The organism is Chachezhania antarctica (genome assembly GCF_003646465.1).
Lineage (GTDB): Bacteria > Pseudomonadota > Alphaproteobacteria > Rhodobacterales > Rhodobacteraceae > Chachezhania > Chachezhania antarctica.
Genome location: NZ_QZEX01000010.1, coordinates 1 through 22,026, shown reverse-complemented (window position 1 = coordinate 22,026; position 22,026 = coordinate 1). Strand labels below are relative to the sequence as shown.

Here is a 22,026-nt window from a genome sequence, read left to right as displayed (position 1 = left end):
CGAACCGCGGCCGCGCATCATGCATAACCCCGCCGCTTCTTTATCGCCGCAAGTTTCATCAGCGCGGTTACGGCGCGCCCTTCATCTGGATGCTGCTCAATCATCATCTGCCCGCGCGCGCCAATGCTGCCCCATTCGCGCACCAAGCTGGCGCCCCCAAAGAGATCGGGCTGAATGCTCATGCGGTAAAACCGCCGCATGTTGCAGGCTGGATCGATCCGCCGCATCTGCAGGTCGGTCGGGAACACCTCAAGTTGAGCGACAGAGTGAGACATATCGTGATCCAGCAGGCTTTCTTCCAAAATATCAGGTGGAAGCCTGCTCTTCCACCTCGATTTCCCCGCGAGAGGAAAAGGGGGCTCATGCCCCCTTCTCGAACTTCATGACCGGGATGCCGAGCTTTTTGGCCTTGTCGGCTAGGTTCTCCTGGATGCCGGTGCCCGGGAAGACGAGGACGCCCACGGGTAGCACGTCCAGCATAGCGTCGTTGCGCTTGAAGGGCGCCGCCTTGGCGTGCTTGGTCCAGTCGGGCTTGAAGGCCACCTGCGTCACGCCGCGGGCCTCGGCCCATTTGGCGGCGATGAGTTCCGCGCCTTTGGGGCTTCCACCGTGGAGAAGGACCATGTCGGGATACTTGGTCCGGACCTGGTCGAGCTTTCCCCAGATCAGCCGGTGATCGTTGAAGTCGGTCCCGCCGGTGAGGGCAACCTTGGGGCCTGCGGGCAACATCACCTCGGTTTCTGCGCGGCGCTTGGCGGCGAGGAAGTCGCGGCTGTCAATGAGCGCGGCGGTCATGTGCTGACGGTTCACCATCGAGCCCGTGCGGGGGCGCCAGGACGATCCCGTGTGATGGACGAACTCGGTGGCGGCGTGATCGCGCATCATGTCCATGCAGTTGCGCCGTTCGATCAGCGTCAGGCCTTCGGCCGTCAGGCGCTCGAGTTCGGTGGATTTCACCTCGGAGCCGTCCTGCTCGCGCTGAAGGCGGCGCTGCGCCTGTTCGTTTTCATCGAGCGACCGCTCGATCCGGGCCGTCGCGCGGTGGAAGAGGTTGACCTGGCCCCAGAGCACCTCTTCGAGGTCGGGTTCCATGCGGGTGTCTTCAAGGCTCGCGACGAGGGCATCGAAGATGTCGGCGACGGCGACCGCAAGGCGCTGCCCATCGGGCATCGGGCGCGGATCGGGCTCATCAAAAGGACGGAAGCCATAAAGCTGCAACTCGTCGAGCGCATGGGCGGTCTGGGATGCGGTGTGGGCGGGTTCATACGCGTCGTCGTGGGTGTGGATCGTCATCGGTTTCTTGCCTCCGGGCCTGTCTCAACCGCGCGACACCCGCGCGGCCTTCATGGGCTGCGAAAGCCGTCATGGGGGACGCCCCTTCACCCCGCCTTTCGGGGCCGGAACGCATGTGGAGGAGGGCGGCAGGCAAGCTATTTGTTTCGCGATGCAAAGCGGGGGCTCGTCCCCAGCGGCGGAAATAGCTTGCCTGCCGCCCTTGATGGGGCGTCCCCTTTGACGGCCGCCTGCCCATCTCTTGAAGGCCGCGCGGGTGTCGGGTGGATGAGATTTACCCGGCAAGAGGCAAAGGTGATGATCCACACCCGCGACAGGACTGCAGGACCCCTACCCCCCCCTCTGCCCCTGACCGCCCCCTGCGCGATGCTGCTCAGCCTGACAGGCGCTGCCGATCCTCAAGCCCGATCTGCCCTGCCAGATGCTGGCGCAGCGCCTCTTTGCCGGTCGCCCGGAGATCATCGTTGAAATCCCCGAGTTGTGGCTCGAGCACATGGCACCCAATCCCGACATCTGTGGCTTTGGCGCTCAACCTCTCTGCCGCGCGTTGCCCGGCCGGATCGCGGTCGATCGCGATGTAGAGGCGCTGCAATCCCTCTGGCAGCAGGACGGCCCCGAGGTGACCCGACGAGAGCGCCGCCCAGACGGGAAGGCCGGGGGCCGCCTCGGACAGGGACAGCATGGTCTCGATGCCCTCGCCGACCACGAGGATGTTTTGCTGCGGGGTCAGCCTGACGGCATTGCCCAGGAGGTGACCCATGGCACGTCGCTGCGTTTTGACCTCCGCCTTGCCCTGTCCGTCGTGCGCAAGCCAGGTGCGATGCACACCCTGCAAGGCCCCTGCCCCATCGGTGACCGCAGCTATCAGCGCCGGTCTGGGGATGCTCCGGGTCTGGCCCTCATCCCGATGCCAGCACTTCGGGTGGAAGCGCAGCGCGCTCATCGTGCCGCCTTGGGTGATGCCTCGGGAGCGGAGGTAGGTATCAGCAAGCGTGCCTGCGACTGGCATAGAGGCTGCAAAGAGCCGCGCCGCCGCGGCTCGTGTGCCACCGGGGGCTTTGGCCTTCTTCGGCACTGGCGTATTCGGGAGGACCGGCTGGGGGCGGCCCAAATGCGCTCGGGCCTCAGTGAGAAGATCGGGAAAGCGGGAAATCCCCGTTCGCTCACGGATGATGTCGAGAAGATCACCATGCAATCCGACAGCAGCGTCCTGCCATTTGCCACGGGCTCCCGGTCCTGATGTGGGTCCAGTCAGCCGCACGAAGAGCGACCGGCCGGGATTGTTCTGCAAATCGCCGACGATCCAGTAGGACCCTTCCCGCCGTCCGGCGGGAAGGTAGGCGCGACACACGCTCTCTGCGTTCTCCGCCAGAGCGCGGATCACATCTTCAGTCTCGGAATACATGGCTCAGCACCCTCCACGCGCATGTAGTCCTGTCACGGGACAACGTGCAAGCAGACGATCAAGCACTGCGATGCCGCTGGAGTCTGCTGGGCAGAAGAGCCGCAGCTTCCAGGCGATGATCTCCGAGAAGAACCCATCTGCCTTGAGCCGGTCCTTGGCGGCACCCAAAAAGCCCGACAGTTCTATCCGGTTCACCCCCATGACGCGGGACCTGTGCAACTCCATCCCCTCGGCCAAGCGCACGACCGTCTTGCCCTCCAGAACAAGGGCATGGACCTGCGCCGCCGTGAGCTTCGGCGCATCGGCGGCCAGCGTGGTCGCGACCCAAGACGGCGAGACGCGGCGACCGATGATGCGCTGCCCATCGTCGGTTTGTAGCCGGTAGACGCGGGTCTCGTCCTGCGGCAGTTGCTTCCAGATCGGCAGCAGCAGCCCCGCCACGATGTGCAGCGTGGTTTCCGTGAATTCCGGCACCTCGGCCAGTTCCGCGGTCCAGGCGGCGGCGAAGACTGCGCGGTCGGCTTCGAGCCAGTGGGTGTCCTCCATCATCCGGGCCGGAACCGTGCTGGCCTCCGTTGGCCGGATCAGCCTCAGCCGCGGTTCGATGGTGCCGTCGTCCAGCATCAAGCTGGTCGCGGGCACCTGCACGGCAGCCCTGTTTGAGCGGCTGTTAACTAGCAAACGCGCCTTCGGATCGTCCAGCCAGTCGAGCGCATCAGCGAGCGCGGTCGGCGTGTTGCGCTGCTTTTGCGCGATGGTCAGGAGCTGGGTTTCTGCGCCGGAGCCGGGATGGGTGTAGATCACCCGTGCGTCCGTCACCTGAAAGCTCTCGGCGCGCAGCGTCTCGAGCCCGAGGTCGTAGACCCCGGCAGCGATAGCGCCCTCGATTCGCTGGTCGAGGAGTTCCTCGAAGACCGAGAACAGCACGGCCTGCATGTCGATCGTCAGCGCCAGCAGGCGATTGAGGAAAGTCGTGATCGGGGGCAGATCGTCTTTGAGGCCGTTGTCATCGGTCAGGCTGAGACCGGTGGCATCCTCGAATTCCCCAAGCGAGCAGCCCGCAACATCGCCGCGATAGATGCGGCGGTAAAGCTGGCGCAAGGCATCGCGGGCATAGGGAGACTCCAGATTGTCCTCGGGCCGGAACAGCCCCTGCCCGCCGGTTTGACGCTGGCCGCGCGTGATCGCCCCGAGCGTGTCGAGGCGACGCGCGATGGTGCTGAGGAAGCGTTTCTCTGCTTTCACATCGGTAGCAACGGGCCGGAACAGCGGTGGTTGCGCCTGGTTGGTGCGGTTGGTGCGGCCCAGTCCCTGAATGGCCGCATCGGCCTTCCAGCCCGGTTCCAGGAGGTAGTGGACCCGCAGGCGCTGGTTCTTCGCCCCGAGATCGGCGTGATAGCTGCGCCCCGTGCCGCCGGCATCCGAGAAGATCAGGATGCGCTTCTGGTCATCCATGAAGGCGGCGGTTTCCGCGAGGTTGGCAGACCCCGCCCGGCTTTCGACGACGAGCCGCGCCAAATGACCCTCGCCCTTGCGCACGATGCGGCGCGAGCGGCCCGTCACTTCCGCCACCAGATCGGTGCCGAAGCGCTGGACGATCTGGTCCAGCGCGCCGGGCACAGGCGGCAGGCTTGCCAGATGCTCGATCAGCGCATCGCGGCGGCGCACCGCCTCGCGGCATTCCACCGGCTGGCTATCGCGCGTGACCGGGCGCGAGGACAGATTGCCCTCGCTGTCAGTGAAGGGCTCGTAGAGCTGCACCGGAAAGGAATGGGCGAGGTAGTCAAGGCAGGCCTCTCTTGGCGTAATGTCAACGCGCACATCGTTCCATTCATCCGTGGGGATGTCCGACAGGCGGCGCTCCATCAGCGCCTCACCGGTTGAGACGATCTGGATGACGGCAGCATGGCCTGCTGCCAGATCAGCCTCGATGCTGGAAATGAGGCTGGGGGTCTTCATGGAGGTCAGGAGATGACCGAAGAAGCGCTGCTTGGCGGACTCGAAGGCCGAGCGTGCCGCGGATTTGGCCTGACGGTTTAGCGTGCCGCCGGATTCGCCAGTAATGTTGGCCGCTTCCAGCGCCGCGGACAGGTTCCGATGTATGACTCCGAAGGCGAGCGCATATGCATCATAGATGCCGCGCTGCTCCGGCGTCAGCGCATGTTCCAGCATCTCGTATTCGACGCCGTCATAGGACAGCGAGCGCGCCGTGTAGAGGCCAAGCGACCGCAGATCGCGGGCCAGGACCTCCATCGCGGCAACGCCGCCAGCTTCGATAGCTTGCACAAATTCCGCCCGCGTCGAAAACGGAAAGTCTTCCCCGCCCCACAGACCGAGGCGCTGCGCATAGGCAAGGTTGTGCACCGAGGTTGCCCCCGTGGCCGAAACATAGACCACGCGGGCATTCGGCAGCTTGTGCTGCAGCCGCAGACCCGCCCTGCCCTGCTGCGAGGCCGTAACATCGCCGCGCTCGCCCTTGCTTCCTGCGGCGTTGGCCATGGCATGGCTTTCATCGAACAGGATCACCCCGTCGAAATCAGCCCCGAGCCAGTCGACGATCTGGTCAACGCGGGACTTTTTTGCAGCCCGCTCCTCGGAGCGCAGCGTGGCATAGGTTGTGAACAGAATGCCCTCGGAGAGCGGGATGTCGCGGCCTTGTGCAAAACGCGACAGCGGCGTGACCAGCAAGCGTTCCTGGCCAAGGGCAGACCAGTCGCGCTGAGCGTCCTCGAGAAGCTTGTCACTCTTCGAGATCCAGAGCGCCTTGCGCCGACCCTGAGCCCAGTTGTCGAGCACAATCCCGGCCGACTGGCGGCCCTTGCCCGCCCCGGTGCCGTCGCCAAGGAAGAAGCCGCGGCGGAAACGGACGGCGTCAGCGCCATCGTCCGGCGCGGCCGAGACCATGTCGCCGGTCTCATCGACGGTCCAAGACCCCGCGAGATAAGCGCCATGCGCCTCGCCCGCGTAGATCACAGTCTCAAGCTGCGCGTCGGACAGAAGGCCATCGCGCAGAATGGCGGCTGGAAGCTTGGGCCGGTAGCTGGGTTTTGGGGGCGCGACCGAAGCCAAGGCCGCAGATTGCACAAGCTTGGTCGGGTGCGGTTCCGCTCCGGGAATGTCGATCGCCTGCAGACGGAAGGTCTCATAAATAGCATCCGACAGGCGCGCGCTGGCCCCGTCCTCGGTTGCATCGCGCAGGGTATAGGCGAGGTCTGCGGCCTCGATCTGCACCGCGGTGTTGGTGGGGGCTGTTGCAGGCGTGGCGCGCGACGAGCTGATGCCTGTGCGCGTGGTGCGGGCAGGATTTCCCGGGAAGGGGGAAGTGGGGCCCTGCCCGGCTGGTGCGACCTGCGCCAGTTCGAGGCGCGGGGGGACATGGGTAGTGATCAGCGACAGCAGGCTGGCGACATCAGGCGATATCGGGCGCGCCAGATCGGCTGTGATGCCGCCCGCCTCGCCACCGCGGCATTTGTCGAAGACCGAAATCCGCGTCTCAAAGCTGGTGCCGTGCTTGGCGAAGGCGGCACCGGACACCGCACCCGTAAAGACCAGATGCGCGGTCTCGGTCAGGCGCCCGAAGGTCTCAGCCCAGGCGGGCGCATCGGGCGCGAAGCCCGCACCGGTGATGGCGACCAACCGTCCGCCGGGGGCCAGACGCGCGAGCGCCGAGCGCAGATGCCGGGCTGTCGCCTCAGTGCTGCGGGCGTCGACATTCGCCACCGCCGAGAATGGCGGGTTCATCAGGATGGCGCTCGGGCGCAGATCCGCGTCGAGATGATCGTCGATCTGTGCAGCGTCGAAGCAAGTGACAGGCCGACCCGGAAACAGTCGACGCAGGAGATCAGCGCGGGTGTCGGCCAGCTCGTTCAGCGCGAGGCTGCCGCCCGCGATTTCTACGAGGACCGCCAGAAGGCCTGTTCCGGCCGATGGCTCCAGCACCAGATCGCGCGCGGTGATCTGTGCTGCAGCCAGTGCCGCCAGCCCCATGGGCAGCGGCGTCGAGAACTGCTGGAACCGCTCCATCTCTTCAGACCGCCGCGTGTGGGTCGGCAAAAGGCCGGACACCTTGGCAAGGATCGGCAGCAGTGCTGCGGGCGAGCCCGCCCGCGCCAACAGCGCGCGGCCGAATTTCCGCAGGAACAGGACAAGCGCTGCCTCGCCTGCTTCATAGGCCAGCTTCCAGTCCCAGGCGCCGGTCGCGTCAGAGCCGCCAAAGGCGCACTCCATCTCAAGGCGCAGGCGCAGCGCGTCGATCTGGAAACCTTGCGCCAGATCAGTCTGCAGCGCTTTGGCCACGCTCAAGATCGCAGCGGCCGTATCGGGGGACGGGATGGGGACAACAGGCGCAAGTGCGCGCTCGGTCGCAAAATGGGCGAGATGGGTCATCGGGAAACTCCGGAATGAGGGACAGGATCAGCCCCGGACACCCTCTTTCGGGCACCCTCAGGCCTGACCTTCCCCGGCCCTCCTCTTCCTCTCAAACCCCATGATTTCCGCAGGCGGCTTGATTTTGTTCCCGTTATGTTCTATGCTGAAAGCGACGCTAAGAAGGGAGATCCCCGATGGAAAGCACCACTTACGCCCTGCCCGCGACGCCAAAGCAGATCGCCTATGCCCGCGCGCTGGCCCTGCGCAACCAGACGCTTCTGCCGTGGGAGGTTCAGCAAGATCGGCGATCCCTGAGTGCCTGGATCGACGAACAAGCCAAGATGAACCCGGGCGCGCAGGAAAGCCGCCCGACATCAAGGCAGGTCGCCTTTGCAGAACGCCTCGCCCGGATCAAGCGCCGCGCCGTGCCGGACGAATGTTTCCGCGACAAGGGGCTGATGTCGAAGTGGATCGACGGGAACAAGTGAGCACGGCACCGGCTGGCTCCGGCCTTCCGGAGCTTCTGCCATACCGTGGCTTGGCAAACCGAGCGTAGTTGCCAACCTATAGGTTGGCAGATTAGCCCTTCGGGACATCAGCCTCGGTCAAACTCCTGTCCGAAGGACCAAGACCTGGGCCCGGCGGGACGCCGGGAGATGCCTACATCGGCCTTCGGCAACCACCGCAAGTCGTAGTCGTCTCTCGACCCAGCGTCTTCAGATCTTCCTCCACTTGGGGCTAGCCCCTCAGTTCTTTGGAAATGGTGATGTTGGAGCGTCCATAACGCTGGAAAAGCAACCTCATCGAAGAAAACTATAGTGGTCTCTTGGGGCCGAGACGTCGCCTTCCTCAGCGCGTCTATACGAAGCCCAGAAGACCGGCGGACTCAGTCCAAAGCCTCAAAGAACAACTGATGGTCACACGGCTTCAAATGCGTGACGTCCGGCCTGTTGCCGTTTGCCGGTTTCATGTCTTCGCCCCCCCCAAAAAAGCGCATGCGCCATTACTCGTCAGCCGACGGCAGTAAGCGAGTAGTGCGGTGTCCCATCCCAAACAAGATCCCAAGACGCGCCCGGCCGGACGTTCTGGATGGCGTGGGGCTCGAAGCAGACGAGGCAATTCCCGCCCGGCGCGGGAGCCCGAACTGAGGGGTAGATCAGGCCCCGCGATCCAGCCCGGCGAAGATGTTGGGCCAGGCTTTGGCCCTCGGGATATCCGACAGCCGGATCGGGATGCAGCGCTGGGTGTTCCGGCTCATCGGTCAGATCATCGAAGATCCCGATGAAATCCGCCAACAATTCCACATAGCGAGCGCTGTCATGGAAGCTGCCGGTAAAGCCGAGTTCACGGGTGCGGTGCCAGGCCACTTCGCTGACAGAAACCATCACCTCCCACGCGCAGTACCAGGCGCCACGATCTTCGGTGTTGAAGCGGTTCCCGCCGGCGCGGGTATAGGTGAAGGCAGCGTTGACATGACTGTCGCCGTAAATGCGCAGATCGCGGCTGCGCCGCTGCCAGGCAAGCTCGCGCGGGTCCAGATGGGGATTGCGGCCACGTTCGGCCAGAAGGCGGCCGCTGGTCAGGCCCTCGATCTCTGCGAGGATCTCCATCTCGTCATCGGTATCGACGAGACCGCGCAGGGATGGCGGCTTGTGGTAAGTGGCGGGCAGGAGACGAACGAGACCACGATCAGAAATCTCGGTCTGCTTCATGCCCCACCGCGCAATGCATCAAGATAGGTCCGAACCGCGAGAATTTGCGGCAAGCCCCCGTCGATGGCGGTATCAACCGGACGGCTACCCCCGAACAGCGGCCCTGTGTTCGGTCGGGTGAACCAGCTTCGCGCGAGCGGCTCGGAGAAGTAGAGTTCGAGCGACTTGTAGATGCCGATCACCGCACTGAGTCGCAGGAGTTGATCCTTGGTCAGTTCTCCCGCAAAGTCCGGCTTCTTGGCGCGCTTCCACGTGCTCACCGTCATATCGGCAAGGCCAGCCGCTTCGTTCAGGTTAAGGCCCCAAGCATCGACCACGCGCGCGTAAGCCTTCAACGCGACGGCGTTGATCTGTGCGGGTTCCCGGATTTTCTCTGCGACGTACATGGCGTCCTCCATTGGGCTGAATATAGATCATATGGCCTGATTGTAAAGATCAAATGAACTGCCTGCGCTCTCACCCGAACCGGCGCCCTTCTTCGGTGAAGGTGTACTCGTTGACGATGATCCCCTCCTCTATGGCCTCGTCCGAGGTCAGGTGGTCGTATTCAGCCTGAAGCTGGCGGTAGAGCCAGCGGGCCAGATCACGCAGCGCCTCGGTCACGATCTCCTCGGCGTCTTCGGTCGGCGGCTGCCAGGTCGGGCTGTCCCGCGTGACGTCCACGGACATGGTGTATTCGTGGTAGTAGCGGCCGCGGTGGCTGACCTCGGCAGCGAGCTGGTAGAAATTCCGCCGCTGGATGGCCTGCAGCCAGTCGGCGATGCCATGCAGCGTCGCGTCCGTCGGGGCGTAGTCCCGGATGCGCGCGGCCGCGCCCTTGGAGTGGGACCAGTAACCTTCGAAGCAAGCCCCGTCGCCCTGGCTCCAGAAGCCTGAGAACCAGATGCAGGGCTTGGCCCGCGTGCCGCCGCCCATCAGGCGCACGGGCGTGGTTTTGAGACGAATGCCGAGGATATCGCAGATACGCTCGAAATCCTCGTAGACCGCGTCCCACCAGTCGTCATGGGGGCCAAGCTCGCGATACCAGCTGCGCGCCTTTTCCTTGGCGGCATCCGAGAGTTCGGGGAACTGGTAGACTGTTGTGCAGATGACCTCAGGCATCGACCTCCTCCCCGTTTAGCGCGGCGGCCAGCCATTCCTGGCTGCTCGTCCAGCCGACGGATTTCTGCGCGCCGAGGTCGATGACATGCGCGCCGCCGCCGAAGGCGTCGAGGCGCGGGCGGGAACAGGTCAGACCGTACTGAAACCCCCAGAGGCCGGTGAGCTCGAAGTCTTCTGCAAGGCGCAGCACGAAACGGATAACCGCCTCGACATCGCCGTGCTCGTCGTCATGGATCCAGAGCGTGCTGCCCTCGGGCGCGTCCTGGCGCTCAAGAGTGAAGCCCGAGACCTCCGGGTCATCGGCGTCCTGATCCGCGGCGCGCAAGCGCTGGAACAGGGCAAGGGCCCGGGCGGCCTTGTCGGGGCTGCCGACGTCGATCAGGCATGAGAAATGGGTGAAGTAATCCGCCATGGGGACCTCCTGAATGGGGAAAACCCGGCCGGGCGGCCGGGCGTTGTGTTGGAATGAAGGGGTGGTTGGGGGTAATCAGCCGTTTGGCTGGTCGCCCGCCGCCTGTCGCGCGGCATGGGCGCAGAGCATCTGCTGGTAGAAGCGCTTGCGCGAGGTCCGGAAGCCGCGCACGGCGCGCGTGTCGGGATGAAGCGCCCGGACCGCTGCGCGCAGGACGGCGTAAGGCGAAGCGGTCACCGGCAGGCCGAGGCGATGATAGGCCGGGTCGGTCATGTCAACTGACCTCGACCAAGGGCGAGGCGAGATGCGGATCGACCAGCGCCTCGATCCGCTCGGACCGGCCCATCCAGGGTTCGGGTCGGATGGCCTTCACCCAGTCGGCGAAGCTCGGGATGAAGCCGAGGTCTTCCTTCACGTGCTGTTCGCCGACCCAGCGGGTCGGGATGATGCGCCCGGTCGAAAGCGTGAGGGTCGGACCGAAAATCGTCTCGGCCATGAAGATACCCTCGGCATGGTGCCGCAGGGCCCGGTGCCGAAAATCGGCGGTGATCTCCTTGCTTTGGTCGAACCATGCATGCACCGCGATGAAATCATCGACCGTGCCGCCCCATTTCTTCACTGAGGACAGGGCGTGGTGGTAGGGATGTGCCATCGTCGCCCCCTCAGAAATCGTGCGTGTAAAGTTCGGACGAGGTGAAGCGCTCGTTGAACTCGAGATGGATGCAGCGGGCGGCGGCGTCGAAGCAGAACTCGCCGTAGGCGCCGTCGTTGTTTTCCCAACCGTCATGGGTATCGGAGAGGAAGTCGTAGGTGAGCTGCTCGACAACATCCTCCAGTGACAGGCTGCGCATCTCGACCTCGGGATCATCCCACGTCAGCGCGGCATAGGGGATTTCAGTCGCGGGGAAGTCGACAGCCGTCTCGCCCGCCCAGGCGCCGATGCTTTCGATCTGGCCGCTGTCACCGGCCCCGTCGAAGGTCACGGTGACATGGGTGATGCCGGCGGCCATGAGGCCATCGAACAGGCGGTCTTTGTTGCATGGGCGCAGGGCGAGGGTCCGGGCGGTGCGTTCGGCATGCGCGGCAAGGATCGCCCCGAAATCGACGGTGGAAGGCCGCAGCGGGGCGGCCAGAGTGGGTTCAGTCTGGGTCATGAATATCTCCGTTCGGTGAGGACAGGTCAGACCCCCCGGGTGGCGCACTCCTCTGCCCCCCGAAGGCTCAAACCCTTCCCAGCCCTCCTCTGTCTCTCGGGCGTCACGCCGCGATCTGCAGCGCCCGGGCGGCAAAAGCGCGCCAGAGCGGGTCGACAAGGCGGGCATCCAGCAGATCAGCACGGTGACGAAGCCGCTGCGCCAATTCAGGCTCGTGCCAGTCAGTGGCGCGGCCAGCCTGGGCGCGCAGATGAACCGCCTCGGTCACAATGGCCCGCGCCTCAAGAGCATTGGCGACAGGGTGGCACCAAGCCACAGCGCCATGACTGGTGGCCCCGGCAAGAACCAGGCGCTGGTCGCAATCAAGGATCGCCAGAAGCTGCGGCGCTGCTTCAAGGCCGTTATCCTTTGCATACTCAAACGCCCCCTGCATGGCGTCGACCAACGTCGGGAAACGCTCAACGACCACGGGGGCAGCAGTGCCCGACATCAGGCCTGCCGGCGTCTGGTGCATCCGCGTCAGCGCGAAAGGCAGGCTGGGATCAGGAGCGACAGTCGGGCCATTTAGAACGGGGCCCATCGGACGCGGGCTCGGCTGGATCGGCAGGGGAAGGTCAAACATGGCAATGTCTCCAACGGCGCGGGAAGCCACTCTCCCCGCATCATCCGTCACAGACCAAACCGCCACCCTCTTCCTCGAAAGGGCGACGGTGATGGATCTGGCCACAGCGTCAGAGTTTGCCGAGGGCCCGCAGGCTCAGCTCCGTCCCGGCGCCGACGATGATGTGGTCATGCAGCGTCAGGCCGAGATACTTGCAGCCCTTCTGGATTTCCTTGGTCATGCTGAGATCAGCCTCGGACGGCGTCGGATCACCCGACGGGTGGTTGTGGATCAGGATCAGGGCGCTGGCGTTCAGCATCAGGGCGCGCTTGATCACCTCGCGCGGATAGACCGGGACATGATCAACTGTGCCGGTCGACAAGAGCTCATCGGCGATGATGCGATTCTTGCGGTCGAGATAGAGGACGTGGAACCGCTCGATCGGCCCACGCACGGTCAGCGCGCAATAATCCATCAGCGCCTGCCAGCTGCCGATAACCGGGTTCTGGCTGAGATAGCGGCCAAGGATGTCGCGGGCCTCAAGGATGACGGTTTCTTCCTGGGGAGTCATGGGTGTCTCGCTGAAATCCGCACACCGAAGCCCCCTGCCCTTTCGGGGCATGGCCAGCGGCGTGCATGTTGAGAAAAAGGCTACAGCGACCGCCCCGGTGTCGGGCGATCGCTGCTTGGGCGCTCTATCAGCCCACCCGGTCGAGGAGCTTCTTGGCGCGCCCTTCCATGTCGAGGCGGGCATCCTGCTGGGTCTTGTCGCGCGCAAGCCGCGTGATGCCCTGCACGAAGTCGAAGATGCTCTCGGGCGGGCGGCCTTCTTCCATCAGCACTTTCTCGATGATCTTGCCGGACTCCGCCTTCGAGAAGCCCCGCTTGCGCAGAAAATCCGCGCGATCCTCGTCGCTGCGCGCCACGATCTGCTGCCGCGCGGCCTTGATGCCGTTCACGAAGCCCTGCGGCGAGGAATTGGCGAACCGCGTCAGCGCCGGGGCCGCCTCATGGGCAAAGCGGGAGGCGGCGTATTTCGAATGCCGGATCCGGATCTCCTGAAAATCCTCGACGCCCCAGAGATTGCGGTTCTGGCACACCGCCCGCAAGTAGAAGCTCGCCATGCCAAGGGTTTTCGCGCCCACCTCGGAATTCCAGCAGTAGAAGCCCCGGAAGTAGAGATCAGGAGAGCCGTCGGGCAGTCGACCCGCCTCGATCGGGTTGCGATCATCGACCAGGAACAGGAAGACATCGCGGTCCGAGGCATAAAGCGTGGTCGTGTCGCGGCTGATTTCGACATCGGGGTTGTAGACCCCTGTCGACCAGTCCAGCACGCCCGGCACCTTCCAGCGCGTGTCGCCAGTGCCATTGCCCGCAATGCGCTGCACCGCCTCGACCAGCTCGAAATCGTGGATGCGGCCATAGTCGGGGCCCGTCACGGCGCGCAGTTCGGTGCGGCCGTCTTCGGTCTCGAAGGTTTTGACCTGTTCGGCGCGGTGGTTGGTCAGGCCGTATTGCAGGTTGATCCCCGCCAGCGGCGCAGGCAGCTGCCGCAGGTAGGAGGCCGGTGCGCCAACGATGCTGGCAAGCTGGCCAAACGCCCAATGCGTGGGCGCGACCGGTTCTTGCGCCTTCGGCAGCATCAGGTGCAACCGCTCGGGGTTGTCGCGCGCGGCCTCGACCCGGATGTTCGCCGTCTGCACCACACGGCTGCGGCTGCGTTCCGACCGGCCTTTCACATTGGCCCAGAGATCGTCGAGCGACAGATACCGCTCGTCATCGGGCCGGTTGAACCATTCGGACGACACCCGCCCGTTCCGCTCACCCCGGCTTACATCCACTTTCCAGCCACCAGCCCCCATCGGCTGCACCGGATCCAGAACTTCTACAACGCCCATCGGCTATCTCCCGCGACGAGCGCCGGGAGCCACTCTCCCAGCCTTCAACCCGTCACCGGGAAACCGGCCCTCCTCTCGCTCTTGGGTTCACAATGGCGAATTAGAGCAAAGCGGCAGTGTGCGAGGCTTGCGGGTAGTCATCGGTTTTGGCTGTACTGGACGTCGCCCAAGACCCGCACGACGAGCAGGCTGGCCTTGTGGGCAGCGTAGGCCTGCTGGCGTGTGGAAGGCATCTTCGGGTCGTTGTACCGAACCGAAGCGTCACACTGGATGTCTGCAATTAGGTGGCGAAGGTCGAGGCCTCGGATTGATTTGGCAAGGACGGCATGCGGCTCTTTCAGCTTGTGCCCCCATGGAACCTCGTAATCCCCGATGATGGCAATCAAGCCCTTCATGAACTTCTCGGTCATCTGTAGCGAGGACCACCGGGCTTGCCCCCAGTTCGGGGATTGGTTGGTCATATGCGCGACTGCTGCGAACCAATCCTGTTCGGCGGCGGCGAACATCGGGTCGGACTTGCGGAACCGCTTGAATGCATCACGAACATCTAGCCCGACCACGAACAGCCCGTAGACCTCGTTCAGGTCGTCGTCGGAAAAGTGCTTCAGGCGGGCCTCAGTGATGCCCGTCAGCGAGACGCATGCGTTGACGTTGAGAACCTGTGTCCCAACTCTGTTCCAGGTGTGGCTGGGCAGATCGCGTTTGGCCTCGATGACCACTGTCCCGTAGATCAGTGGAATCCGCATCTCCCAGATGTCCCCATCCGCGAGGACCGCGACCTTGGCCTTCTCAGAGAAATCGGTCTTGATCAGGTCGCCATAGACCTCTTCGTACCAGCGGTGAATGCGGTCGGTGTATACGCTGGTCGCGACCAGTTCTGCCGGTGCACCGGGCGGGAGCTTCGCAATCGGAAGACTGATGCGGAACCTATTTCCGAACTCGAGCACCGCCATTATGGGGCGTGAGTGCGGCGGTATTGCCTTTTCCTTGAGCGACTGGTCGATCTCGCGCAGGATGGGTGTGATGTCGTCAGGTATTTGCATAGTGCGATGCTACCCACGGTGGCGGGAAAGGGATACAGGATGCTGCCATTTTTCCGTCGAAAGGCCGAATCGCAACCGACCGGTGACTGGTGGACGGAAGCGTTCACGCCGGAGGAACACGCGACCATCGAAGGGGTCTTCGCGCCACTCGGCGGAGGCACGGCGGAAAGCCTTGCGCGGTCGACCAATCCGAACAGCCTCGGCGCACTGGCTGAATACCTGAAGAAGGAGCACCTGCGCCATCTGGGGTACAAGCTGCTAGATCGGGCGGACACGCTGGTGAACGAGAACGTCCCGGTTCTTAACCTGCACTTCTACTTTGCGGTCAGGGGTGGGTTCTATTACCGGTGGCGCGATCACGATCCGTTCGCCTTGGACGAGGCAGTGAAGAGTTTCGAGCGCCAGATCGGGCTCGGGGCTAATGTCGCCCGGTTCTTCCGCGAGGACAAGAACTGGGGCTTCATCCCTGCCCACGCGGGCTACCGGCAGCTTCGCATCATCGAAGAGAAGCGCGGCAACTGGACCTTGGCGAGGGCGCTCTGCGAGCAAGCGAAAGCCGAGGGCTGGGCAGATGACTGGGACCACCACATCGGTAGGATCGACAAGAAGCTGGCGGCGATGAAGACGCAAGACTGAAGTTTAACAGACCCGGCGGGTTGTCCCGCCGGGCCCGAGGGGGAGACCCCGTTCTTAGAACGGGATCTCATCGTCGCGATCGACCAGCTCGGGGTTTTCGTTCTCGGCCGACTTTGGGCGGCTCAGAAAGTCGACCTTCTCGGCGATGATCTCGCAGCCGTAGCGGTCGTTGCCCATGCTGTCGATCCACTTGCTGTAGTGGATGCGGCCATGGACGAGGACCTTCATGCCCTTTTCGCAGTGCTCGGCGACCGTCTTGCCGAGACCGTTGAAGCAGGTGATGCGGTGCCATTCCGTGTCCATGATCCGGTAGCCGTTCTCGTCGCGCAGGACGCGACCTTCCGAGAGGCGGGGGCGTGAGGTGGCAAGGCTGAAGTTGGTGATGTTGGTGCCGCCCTGGGTGGTGCGGGTTTCGGGTTTTTGACCGATGTTGCCGGCGAGGATGACGATGTTTTGCATGATTAGCTCCTGTGTTTCCTGTCTTCGGGACCGTCCCTTCGACAAGACCCGGAAAAAGCCCGTCGGGTGATGCGTGCACGGTGGACAGCATGGACACCGGAAACCCCCAAAGGACCGGGGTGGAGCGGGTAGGACGCCATAGGCGGCCAACACGGCCCGGGCTGACGCGGGGTTGCGCGCAGGCAAGCGAACGGGATTAGGGGATTGTCAGTCGAAGGGATGGCCCAGAAGACAGAGATGCGCGGGGAGCCCATGCCAGACCCTGTCATCCTGCCAATCGGGACTGCCTGAACCCAAGCCCAGCACCCCACTAGCGGCCAAGATTATGCTCGTCACCTGCCTCCCCGCCTTCCGGGAGTTGCGGCACCCTGCCGCGACAGGCTATCGATACCGGATCATTCAGGACACGGAGCGCACCAATGGCTGATTACGATCTCGAGGCACTGTCGCTCGGCGAGCTGAAGAAAATGCGGAAGGACGTCGCCAAGGCGATCTCCACCTATGAGGATCGACAGAAGGCGGAAGCCCGCTCCAAGGTGGAAGCTCTCGCCCAGGATCTGGGTTACTCCCTGGCCGAACTTGTCGGCACCGAGACGAAAACCGCCCGTGCGCCTGCGCAGCCGAAATACCGGCACCCTAACCTGTCGCTCGCCTGGTGCAGCCGGGGTCGCCAAGGAAGTAGTATGGCGAACGCACCGTCAAGATAGGGCCCACCACTAAGGTTTTTTCCAGAACCGTATCGCCGAACCTTCGAAATTCGCGAGCGCTTTAGCGACATTCACGCCGCCTAGGATTTCAGTACTTGATGCCAGAGGATGGAAGCGGGGGGCGGTTGTTGTCCAGTTGCCCTCCGCGTCGCAATGGTGATGCGCGGCACCAGGTACGAGGTGTTCCTCAAGCGGAATGATGGCGCGCGGGTTATGATAGACGTTGAGTCCTTCCACCCAGCTCTCATGGTATCCTTTGGCGTTCACGATCGCCTTAAAGAGCAGCGGGTCCCTCGCTACGGGATCGGGGTCGACGACAGTGCCAGTACGCGTCATCAAAACATTGCCCGCGTCGAACCCGGCCAGAATCCCCATTCGATTGAATTTTGAGATCGTACCAGCGGTTGTGGAGATAACGGCGCTGACATGTTCTGAGTCCGGAATGTCAAAGAAGCCGGAGGGTATCACCTTGTCCCCCCAACGGTGCTCAATGATCTTTATGGGCTGAGCTACGGCTCTTCCTTGCTCGTCGCGTGCGGCGTCAAAGGAGTACCCGTAGAGATACCGCTCGAGTGCGGATCGGGTGTGGATCATGGAGCCGGGCGATGAGAAGTCCGCGATTGCAAACACCAGCGGCACACCAGCGATCTGCTCCTTTTCCCAGTATTTTTTCCTTAGCTTGCTGAACAATGGGCTGCCGAACTTTATCGGCATATAGTCCCACAGATACGCTTCCATCTGTTCCTGGGTCTCAACGGGCGGTGGCGGAACAATTTCAGCGCCTCGCCGAGTCGGTCCAACCGTCACCGCTTCGACGGCGATGGGCCCAAACAAGCTTGTGCCGATGAAGTCGGGCACAGCATGCGTCACATCCAGGGAAAACCCAAGTTCGATTAGCGTCGCGAAAAGGTAAAGTTCCCAAATCCGCTGGTCGAAAGCGGTGGACTGGAACTGCTCCACGAAGTTTCCATCTAGATCCTCGTGCCACCGCATCATTGGTTCGATTATGCCCCGGGCAGGAAAGAACCCAATTTCGGATGCGACCTGCTGGAAGTCCGGGTGCAAGACATCCAGTGGGTGCATAAGAGTGAAGAAATTGACCGGCTCCCCCCTTTCATCACCTTGGTGATGAAATTCGTCCGGCTCATCGAGCAAATTGGTCATCAGTTCCGCCAATGCGTCGTGCGCCAGTTCCGGGCTCTCGAGGAAATTGGTCATGGAAGTCCACCGGAACCGCAATTTCGCGTCCCGGCCAAAGGCCATTCCCGCGAAGTCACCGTCTGTTCGGTCCCTGATGAGCAGGCCGAGAATGCTCCCATCCTCTGCCTCGTAGTAAGCCAGTTCCTCACCAGTCAAAACTGCCCTCGGGTGCCGGGCATAGCCAGCGATTGCATTGAAGCGGAGTTCGGAAATTTCCTTCAAAGCAAGTCCTTTAACACTGCTGTCGATGTTCACGTACGGTGTCAGATTGAACGAGTGTTGCAAAGGTCGGCTTTGGCAAGGCCTGCTGATAGTCCTTGAGGGCTTCGACGCAACTGCGCATGTCCGCTGCCCGGCCAACCCTGCGCACCACGATCTGCTCAGGGCCGCAGACCGGCGTTCCTCAGATCGGCATCGCCGATCACTTGGTCGCCGATAGGCCCGGAGGCGCACCTGCGCGGTGCCCGGGCCCTCGGGAAGTGAGGCCAAAGCCTCACCCGAAGGGATCGTACTCCGAGACGATCACGACCTCGTCGCCGTCGATTTCATCGGCGGGGACGGCGCCGAAGGTTCCATCCCCTGCCTGGAAGACGACGATCGAGACCATGAGCGTGGCGGCGAGGGAGGCGGCGAAGGCGTGTGCATCTTTGCGGGACATCTGTTTGGCTCCTGTCTTGGAGGCGGGGGACCATCCCCCGCGCGACAGGACCTCGAAGGCCCGAATACTGGCTGACATCACCGGGTGCGTTCGGCTCGTCCGAATCCGCCCGGCGGCACGGGCTCGCCCGTAGTCCGACCCCTCGCGGGTTGATCTCGAAGACAGAATTTGGGCCAAGGAAGGGAATGGCGAGCGGGGGATGGTGCCCTGACGACTGGAGCCGGTTGTCCCGCTGATGCTTTTGCCGCCAGCCTCCCGGCCAAACTCTTGGTTGAAGACGTCCTTCCTTGGGGATGGTTCCTTTGGCGCCCCGCGAACTCAAAGGACGAGGTTGTGATGGTTGAGAGGCCCGCGCTTGGGCGGGCCCCTCGGTTTCAGTGGGCTCAGGCGGCCAGGTCCGCGCCCCCTGCCCTTTCGCCATCTTCATCGCCAACGATTTCAAGTCGCGCATTGCGGTATCCTTCCTTGGCGATCCAAAGCTCGGCCGCAGTGACAGATTCCGCCAAATGCAGCAGCTCCGTGTTGCCGCCGAAGTCGAGAAGCACGCGGACCTGCCCGGGCTTCGGTTCCTCGGCCACCTCGAAGACGAGGGTGCTGTCAGCAGAATGGCTGCGCATGATGGTCACGAGGATCACCCCGTCCGAGGAGAAGTTGCCCTCATGCAGCGTGAACGACGCGGGTGCCGTCCAGGTCGCGTAAAGCCGGGGTGGTTCCTTTTTCACAAGGCGGCCGACGCCGTTCGAGCGCTCCCAGGCCGCCAGCTTCTTGGTGAAGCGTGCCGGTGGCTTGGGGCTGCCGTCAGTGTAGCGAATGAGCGCCCCGAGGGGGGCGGTGTCGATGATGGTTGTTGCAGACATGATTCCTCATTCTGAATGCGAGTAATCGCATTCATCTTATTGATATTGTTACGTTATAGGGTGATTGGAGGCGGAATCTCCGCCCCCCACTGGATCACGTTATTCCGCGGCCAGCATCGATGCGCCTTGAGCAGGCAGGTCATCCGTCAGGAATGCAGGAAGGTCAGCTTCACTGACGCTGTCAGCCACTTCGGCATCCGCCCCCTGGCCTTCGGCACGGTCCTCACCGTCCAGCGCCACGAGATCGTTCCGGCGCAGGACCTCGGGCAACCAGCCGCTGCCCTTCAGCAAGCGCTCGGCTTCACTGGCCATCTCGCTTTTCTTCAGGTGATCGAGGAGCTGGGCAGTCCCCTCCCCTTTCGCTTCGCGCACGGCCTCGAGGATGCGGGCCTTGGGCACGCGGTTGAGATAGGTGTCGACCGTCGGCTCCCAGCCCGCCTCGACCATGTCGAGATCTGTGGCACGCGCCACGAGATCGGAATGCGCCATCCGCCGGGTCAGACCGCCTGCGGAGATGCCTGCACCGTATGGGTTCACCTTCTCATGCAGCGCGTTGACGCCGAAGCTGAGGCAATGCGCCAGCAAGGCCAACCGACTGCCCTGATCGAGGACCGTCAGATAGTCCCAGAGCGCTGCATCATCGCCAAGCGGCAGATCGGCTTCCCATTCCGCATGACGCTCGTCGACCAGCTTCGCCACCACGCTGTCTTTCAGATCGGGCGCTTGCGCTGACATATAGACCTGACGCACGGATGCCTCGAGACAGCTGCCCGAAGCAGATGAGGTGCGGAAGGTGTCCGTCACCAGCTTCAGGAGCAGGAGTGTCAGCGCGACATCCGGCGAGCGCCCGATCGCTTCACGCAGCGCCAGCGTCCGGTGGGCCGTCAACTCCATGACCAGCCGCTCGGGCAGCGGCTTCAACGCCCCGTCGTCCTCATCCTCCGGCAAGTCAGCTCCGATCGGCTGACCACCCGACATGATGACGGTTCCGCCAGGAGCGGCACTGACATGGCTATCGGTGAGATTACGATCATCCCCCCGCCCCGCCACCGCAGGATCAGTACCATCCTGGACCGCGGTCTCGTCAACGGGCTCATCCTCTGGACGCACATAGCCGCGATAGACGGCCAGCGCGCCGTAGCGGTCGAGCGTGACGAACGCCCCTGCCCGCCCGATCTCCTCCGCGTCGAAGATCAACGGCCGGGTCTCGATCTTTTCCATCTCCGTTTCCAATACGCCAAGCCGCGTGTCGATCTCGTCGGGGATGTCATCCTGATCCGCGTATTCCTCCTCGAGCGCTCGGTACTCGGCGAGCAGCTTGGCATGAGCTGCACCTTCGTCATCCGTCATCGGTGCCGGATCACCAGACAGAGACCGCAGCCCGTGACTGTAGCCGTAGGGCAGGTCAAGCGCGACCTCGATCCACTTCCAGCCCTCAACCGCAACCGTCTCAGCCTCGGCCTGGAGTTTTTCCGTCACCAGCCGATCGAGCAGGGCAGGGTCCTCGAGCCAGCCACCGTCATCGCCCTGAAAGAGGTCATGCAGCATCGTGCCGCCCGCTGCTTCGTAGGCCTCAACACCCACAAAGACCGCGCGCCGGTCAGACGCCCGGACCGACGTCTCTGTCAGCATGCGCCGGATCTGGAATGGCTCCTTGTTCCAGGATGAATGGATCACATCCCAGACCTGAACCTGACGCGCATGATCGGGGTTCACGGTGAAGGCCATGAGCTGCTCCAGCGTCATGCCATCCTCGGCATAGACCTCAAGCAGTGCAGGGGCGACGGAGGCGAGTTTCAGGCGTTGCTTCACGATCTGTGGCGTCACGAAGAAGGCCGCAGCAATCTCTGCATCGCTCTGACCCTTGTCGCGGAGGGACACAAACGCGCGGAACTGGTCGAGCGGGTGCAGGGCGACGCGCTGCATGTTCTCGGCCAAGGAATCGTCCTCGGCGAGGATGTCGGACGCTGCATCCCGCACGATGCAGGGAATGGGTGTCGTCTTTGCCAAACGCTTCTGCTTCACCAGCAGGGACAACGCTTGGAACCGCCGTCCACCGGCCGGGATCTCGAACTTGCCGGTCTCGGTCCCATCGTCAGCCAAGACGTGCCGCACGCTCAGGCTCTGCAAGAGGCCGCGGCGGCCAATGTCTTCGGCCAGTTCCTCGACGGATACGCCAGCCTTGATGCGCCGCACGTTGGACTGGCTGAGCACCAGCTTGTCGAAAGGGATATCCCGTGAAGGGGACAGGGTGATTTTCTGGACAGGTTTCGCCATCAGTTTTTCTCCACGACGGGCGTCGGAAGCCACTCTCCCGATCTCACTTCCCGTCAAACCCTTCACAACCACTCTCTCCCTCTAAGCTGGGTTAGAAAGTTGGCCATGGCCAACTAAGGGGCACCTCGATTTTTGACTGTTTTCTCGACTATGGAGCAGTTGGCGCAGCCTGAAGGGCTTGGAAGGCCGTCAGTTGACGGGTTGTTGCGTCGGGTCTGATGATGCGCAGCCCATTTCAGGGTCGT

At 63.3% G+C, this 22,026-nt stretch carries 23 protein-coding genes; 3 read left to right on the top strand and 20 right to left on the bottom strand.

Features of this window, described 5'->3' with window-relative positions; all coding sequences use genetic code 11:
- Window positions 1-17: 17 nt before the first annotated feature.
- The 4 genes from D4754_RS17865 to D4754_RS17850 all read right to left on the bottom strand — a co-directional run bounded on the left by D4754_RS17865 (window position 18) and on the right by D4754_RS17850 (window position 7,084).
- Entirely contained in the window at window positions 18-275 is a 258-nt protein-coding gene (locus D4754_RS17865) for a WGR domain-containing protein (RefSeq protein ID WP_067296648.1), read from the bottom strand.
- Window positions 276-360: 85 nt separating this feature from the next.
- On the bottom strand, window positions 361-1,293 hold the full coding sequence (locus D4754_RS17860; RefSeq protein WP_067296638.1) for a DUF2493 domain-containing protein: 933 nt from the start codon (window positions 1,291-1,293) through the stop codon (window positions 361-363).
- A gap of 373 nt (window positions 1,294-1,666) precedes the next feature.
- Window positions 1,667-2,698, bottom strand: a complete 1,032-nt coding sequence (locus D4754_RS17855) for a DUF7146 domain-containing protein (RefSeq protein WP_067297302.1) — start codon at window positions 2,696-2,698, stop codon at window positions 1,667-1,669.
- Between the two features lie 3 nt (window positions 2,699-2,701).
- A complete protein-coding gene (locus D4754_RS17850) occupies window positions 2,702-7,084 on the bottom strand; it encodes a strawberry notch family protein (RefSeq protein WP_121066448.1) in 4,383 nt (1,460 codons plus the stop codon).
- A gap of 176 nt (window positions 7,085-7,260) precedes the next feature.
- Here D4754_RS17850 and D4754_RS17845 point away from each other — a divergent pair, with 176 nt between their 5' ends.
- Window positions 7,261-7,554, top strand: a complete 294-nt coding sequence (locus D4754_RS17845) for a hypothetical protein (RefSeq protein WP_067297285.1) — start codon at window positions 7,261-7,263, stop codon at window positions 7,552-7,554.
- A 522-nt stretch (window positions 7,555-8,076) separates the two neighbouring features.
- Here D4754_RS17845 and D4754_RS17840 read toward each other — a convergent pair.
- From D4754_RS17840 to D4754_RS17790, 11 genes are all read right to left on the bottom strand, one after another.
- The gene (locus tag D4754_RS17840; protein ID WP_067297288.1) at window positions 8,077-8,778 is read right to left on the bottom strand and encodes an RES family NAD+ phosphorylase; all 702 of its coding nucleotides are present in this window, start codon (window positions 8,776-8,778) and stop codon (window positions 8,077-8,079) included.
- The gene (locus tag D4754_RS17835) at window positions 8,775-9,176 is read right to left on the bottom strand and encodes an MbcA/ParS/Xre antitoxin family protein (protein ID WP_067297291.1); all 402 of its coding nucleotides are present in this window, start codon (window positions 9,174-9,176) and stop codon (window positions 8,775-8,777) included. The genes D4754_RS17840 and D4754_RS17835 overlap by 4 nt, the downstream gene beginning before the upstream one ends.
- A 58-nt stretch (window positions 9,177-9,234) precedes the next feature.
- Window positions 9,235-9,879: an antitoxin of toxin-antitoxin stability system gene (locus D4754_RS17830; RefSeq protein WP_121066445.1), complete on the bottom strand. Its 645-nt coding sequence runs from the start codon at window positions 9,877-9,879 to the stop codon at window positions 9,235-9,237.
- Entirely contained in the window at window positions 9,872-10,291 is a 420-nt protein-coding gene (locus tag D4754_RS17825; RefSeq protein ID WP_067297244.1) for a hypothetical protein, read from the bottom strand. Before D4754_RS17825 ends, D4754_RS17830 begins: the two co-directional genes overlap by 8 nt.
- A gap of 75 nt (window positions 10,292-10,366) precedes the next feature.
- Window positions 10,367-10,564 carry a hypothetical protein gene (locus tag D4754_RS17820; protein WP_047998245.1) on the bottom strand — a complete coding sequence of 66 codons (198 nt, stop codon included), beginning with the start codon at window positions 10,562-10,564 and terminating at the stop codon, window positions 10,367-10,369.
- A 1-nt stretch (window position 10,565) separates the two neighbouring features.
- Window positions 10,566-10,943 carry a DUF6915 family protein gene (locus tag D4754_RS17815; protein ID WP_114276348.1) on the bottom strand — a complete coding sequence of 126 codons (378 nt, stop codon included), beginning with the start codon at window positions 10,941-10,943 and terminating at the stop codon, window positions 10,566-10,568.
- A gap of 10 nt (window positions 10,944-10,953) precedes the next feature.
- Window positions 10,954-11,445, bottom strand: coding sequence for a DUF6878 family protein (locus D4754_RS17810; RefSeq protein WP_067297141.1), 492 nt, complete (start codon window positions 11,443-11,445; stop codon window positions 10,954-10,956).
- A 103-nt stretch (window positions 11,446-11,548) separates the two neighbouring features.
- Window positions 11,549-12,067, bottom strand: a complete 519-nt coding sequence (locus D4754_RS17805) for a DNA repair protein RadC (RefSeq protein WP_114276373.1) — start codon at window positions 12,065-12,067, stop codon at window positions 11,549-11,551.
- Between the two features lie 109 nt (window positions 12,068-12,176).
- Entirely contained in the window at window positions 12,177-12,617 is a 441-nt protein-coding gene (locus D4754_RS17800; protein ID WP_114276349.1) for a JAB domain-containing protein, read from the bottom strand.
- A 127-nt stretch (window positions 12,618-12,744) separates the two neighbouring features.
- Window positions 12,745-13,944 (bottom strand): DUF932 domain-containing protein, encoded by a 1,200-nt coding sequence (locus tag D4754_RS17795; protein ID WP_121066443.1) that lies wholly within the window; start codon window positions 13,942-13,944, stop codon window positions 12,745-12,747.
- A 137-nt stretch (window positions 13,945-14,081) separates the two neighbouring features.
- Window positions 14,082-14,987 (bottom strand): hypothetical protein, encoded by a 906-nt coding sequence (locus D4754_RS17790; protein WP_114276002.1) that lies wholly within the window; start codon window positions 14,985-14,987, stop codon window positions 14,082-14,084.
- Between the two features lie 39 nt (window positions 14,988-15,026).
- On the opposite strand from D4754_RS17790, the gene D4754_RS17785 reads away from it, so the two are divergent.
- Window positions 15,027-15,623, top strand: a complete 597-nt coding sequence (locus D4754_RS17785; RefSeq protein ID WP_037954955.1) for a hypothetical protein — start codon at window positions 15,027-15,029, stop codon at window positions 15,621-15,623.
- Window positions 15,624-15,677: 54 nt separating this feature from the next.
- Here the strand turns inward: D4754_RS17785 and D4754_RS17780 are convergent, their stop codons facing one another.
- Window positions 15,678-16,082 carry a single-stranded DNA-binding protein gene (locus D4754_RS17780; RefSeq protein WP_009827211.1) on the bottom strand — a complete coding sequence of 135 codons (405 nt, stop codon included), beginning with the start codon at window positions 16,080-16,082 and terminating at the stop codon, window positions 15,678-15,680.
- 419 nt (window positions 16,083-16,501) lie between these two features.
- Between D4754_RS17780 and D4754_RS17775 the strand changes: the two genes are divergently transcribed.
- Window positions 16,502-16,789, top strand: a complete 288-nt coding sequence (locus tag D4754_RS17775; RefSeq protein ID WP_009827212.1) for an H-NS histone family protein — start codon at window positions 16,502-16,504, stop codon at window positions 16,787-16,789.
- A 9-nt stretch (window positions 16,790-16,798) separates the two neighbouring features.
- Here D4754_RS17775 and D4754_RS17770 read toward each other — a convergent pair whose 3' ends face one another.
- The 4 genes from D4754_RS17770 to D4754_RS17760 form a co-directional block, all read right to left on the bottom strand.
- Entirely contained in the window at window positions 16,799-18,244 is a 1,446-nt protein-coding gene (locus tag D4754_RS17770) for a hypothetical protein (protein ID WP_114276004.1), read from the bottom strand.
- 238 nt (window positions 18,245-18,482) lie between these two features.
- A complete protein-coding gene (locus tag D4754_RS24085) occupies window positions 18,483-18,647 on the bottom strand; it encodes a hypothetical protein (RefSeq protein WP_007803240.1) in 165 nt (54 codons plus the stop codon).
- Window positions 18,648-19,030: 383 nt separating this feature from the next.
- Window positions 19,031-19,504: a hypothetical protein gene (locus D4754_RS17765; protein ID WP_114276003.1), complete on the bottom strand. Its 474-nt coding sequence runs from the start codon at window positions 19,502-19,504 to the stop codon at window positions 19,031-19,033.
- Between the two features lie 99 nt (window positions 19,505-19,603).
- A complete protein-coding gene (locus D4754_RS17760; RefSeq protein WP_121066440.1) occupies window positions 19,604-21,781 on the bottom strand; it encodes a ParB/RepB/Spo0J family partition protein in 2,178 nt (725 codons plus the stop codon).
- Between the last annotated feature and the right edge of the window lie 245 nt (window positions 21,782-22,026).

Bases quoted from the DNA above. Each gene is read 5' to 3' on its own strand.
- D4754_RS17865 (WP_067296648.1), bottom strand. From the start codon at position 275: ATGTCTCACTCTGTCGCTCAACTTGAGGTGTTCCCGACCGACCTGCAG.
- D4754_RS17860 (WP_067296638.1), bottom strand. From the start codon at position 1,293: ATGACGATCCACACCCACGACGACGCGTATGAACCCGCCCACACCGCA.
- D4754_RS17855 (WP_067297302.1), bottom strand. From the start codon at position 2,698: ATGTATTCCGAGACTGAAGATGTGATCCGCGCTCTGGCGGAGAACGCA.
- D4754_RS17850 (WP_121066448.1), bottom strand. From the start codon at position 7,084: ATGACCCATCTCGCCCATTTTGCGACCGAGCGCGCACTTGCGCCTGTT.
- D4754_RS17845 (WP_067297285.1), top strand. From the start codon at position 7,261: ATGGAAAGCACCACTTACGCCCTGCCCGCGACGCCAAAGCAGATCGCC.
- D4754_RS17840 (WP_067297288.1), bottom strand. From the start codon at position 8,778: ATGAAGCAGACCGAGATTTCTGATCGTGGTCTCGTTCGTCTCCTGCCC.
- D4754_RS17835 (WP_067297291.1), bottom strand. From the start codon at position 9,176: ATGGAGGACGCCATGTACGTCGCAGAGAAAATCCGGGAACCCGCACAG.
- D4754_RS17830 (WP_121066445.1), bottom strand. From the start codon at position 9,879: ATGCCTGAGGTCATCTGCACAACAGTCTACCAGTTCCCCGAACTCTCG.
- D4754_RS17825 (WP_067297244.1), bottom strand. From the start codon at position 10,291: ATGGCGGATTACTTCACCCATTTCTCATGCCTGATCGACGTCGGCAGC.
- D4754_RS17820 (WP_047998245.1), bottom strand. From the start codon at position 10,564: ATGACCGACCCGGCCTATCATCGCCTCGGCCTGCCGGTGACCGCTTCG.
- D4754_RS17815 (WP_114276348.1), bottom strand. From the start codon at position 10,943: ATGGCACATCCCTACCACCACGCCCTGTCCTCAGTGAAGAAATGGGGC.
- D4754_RS17810 (WP_067297141.1), bottom strand. From the start codon at position 11,445: ATGACCCAGACTGAACCCACTCTGGCCGCCCCGCTGCGGCCTTCCACC.
- D4754_RS17805 (WP_114276373.1), bottom strand. From the start codon at position 12,067: ATGTTTGACCTTCCCCTGCCGATCCAGCCGAGCCCGCGTCCGATGGGC.
- D4754_RS17800 (WP_114276349.1), bottom strand. From the start codon at position 12,617: ATGACTCCCCAGGAAGAAACCGTCATCCTTGAGGCCCGCGACATCCTT.
- D4754_RS17795 (WP_121066443.1), bottom strand. From the start codon at position 13,944: ATGGGCGTTGTAGAAGTTCTGGATCCGGTGCAGCCGATGGGGGCTGGT.
- D4754_RS17790 (WP_114276002.1), bottom strand. From the start codon at position 14,987: ATGCAAATACCTGACGACATCACACCCATCCTGCGCGAGATCGACCAG.
- D4754_RS17785 (WP_037954955.1), top strand. From the start codon at position 15,027: ATGCTGCCATTTTTCCGTCGAAAGGCCGAATCGCAACCGACCGGTGAC.
- D4754_RS17780 (WP_009827211.1), bottom strand. From the start codon at position 16,082: ATGCAAAACATCGTCATCCTCGCCGGCAACATCGGTCAAAAACCCGAA.
- D4754_RS17775 (WP_009827212.1), top strand. From the start codon at position 16,502: ATGGCTGATTACGATCTCGAGGCACTGTCGCTCGGCGAGCTGAAGAAA.
- D4754_RS24085 (WP_007803240.1), bottom strand. From the start codon at position 18,647: ATGTCCCGCAAAGATGCACACGCCTTCGCCGCCTCCCTCGCCGCCACG.
- D4754_RS17765 (WP_114276003.1), bottom strand. From the start codon at position 19,504: ATGTCTGCAACAACCATCATCGACACCGCCCCCCTCGGGGCGCTCATT.
- D4754_RS17760 (WP_121066440.1), bottom strand. From the start codon at position 21,781: ATGGCGAAACCTGTCCAGAAAATCACCCTGTCCCCTTCACGGGATATC.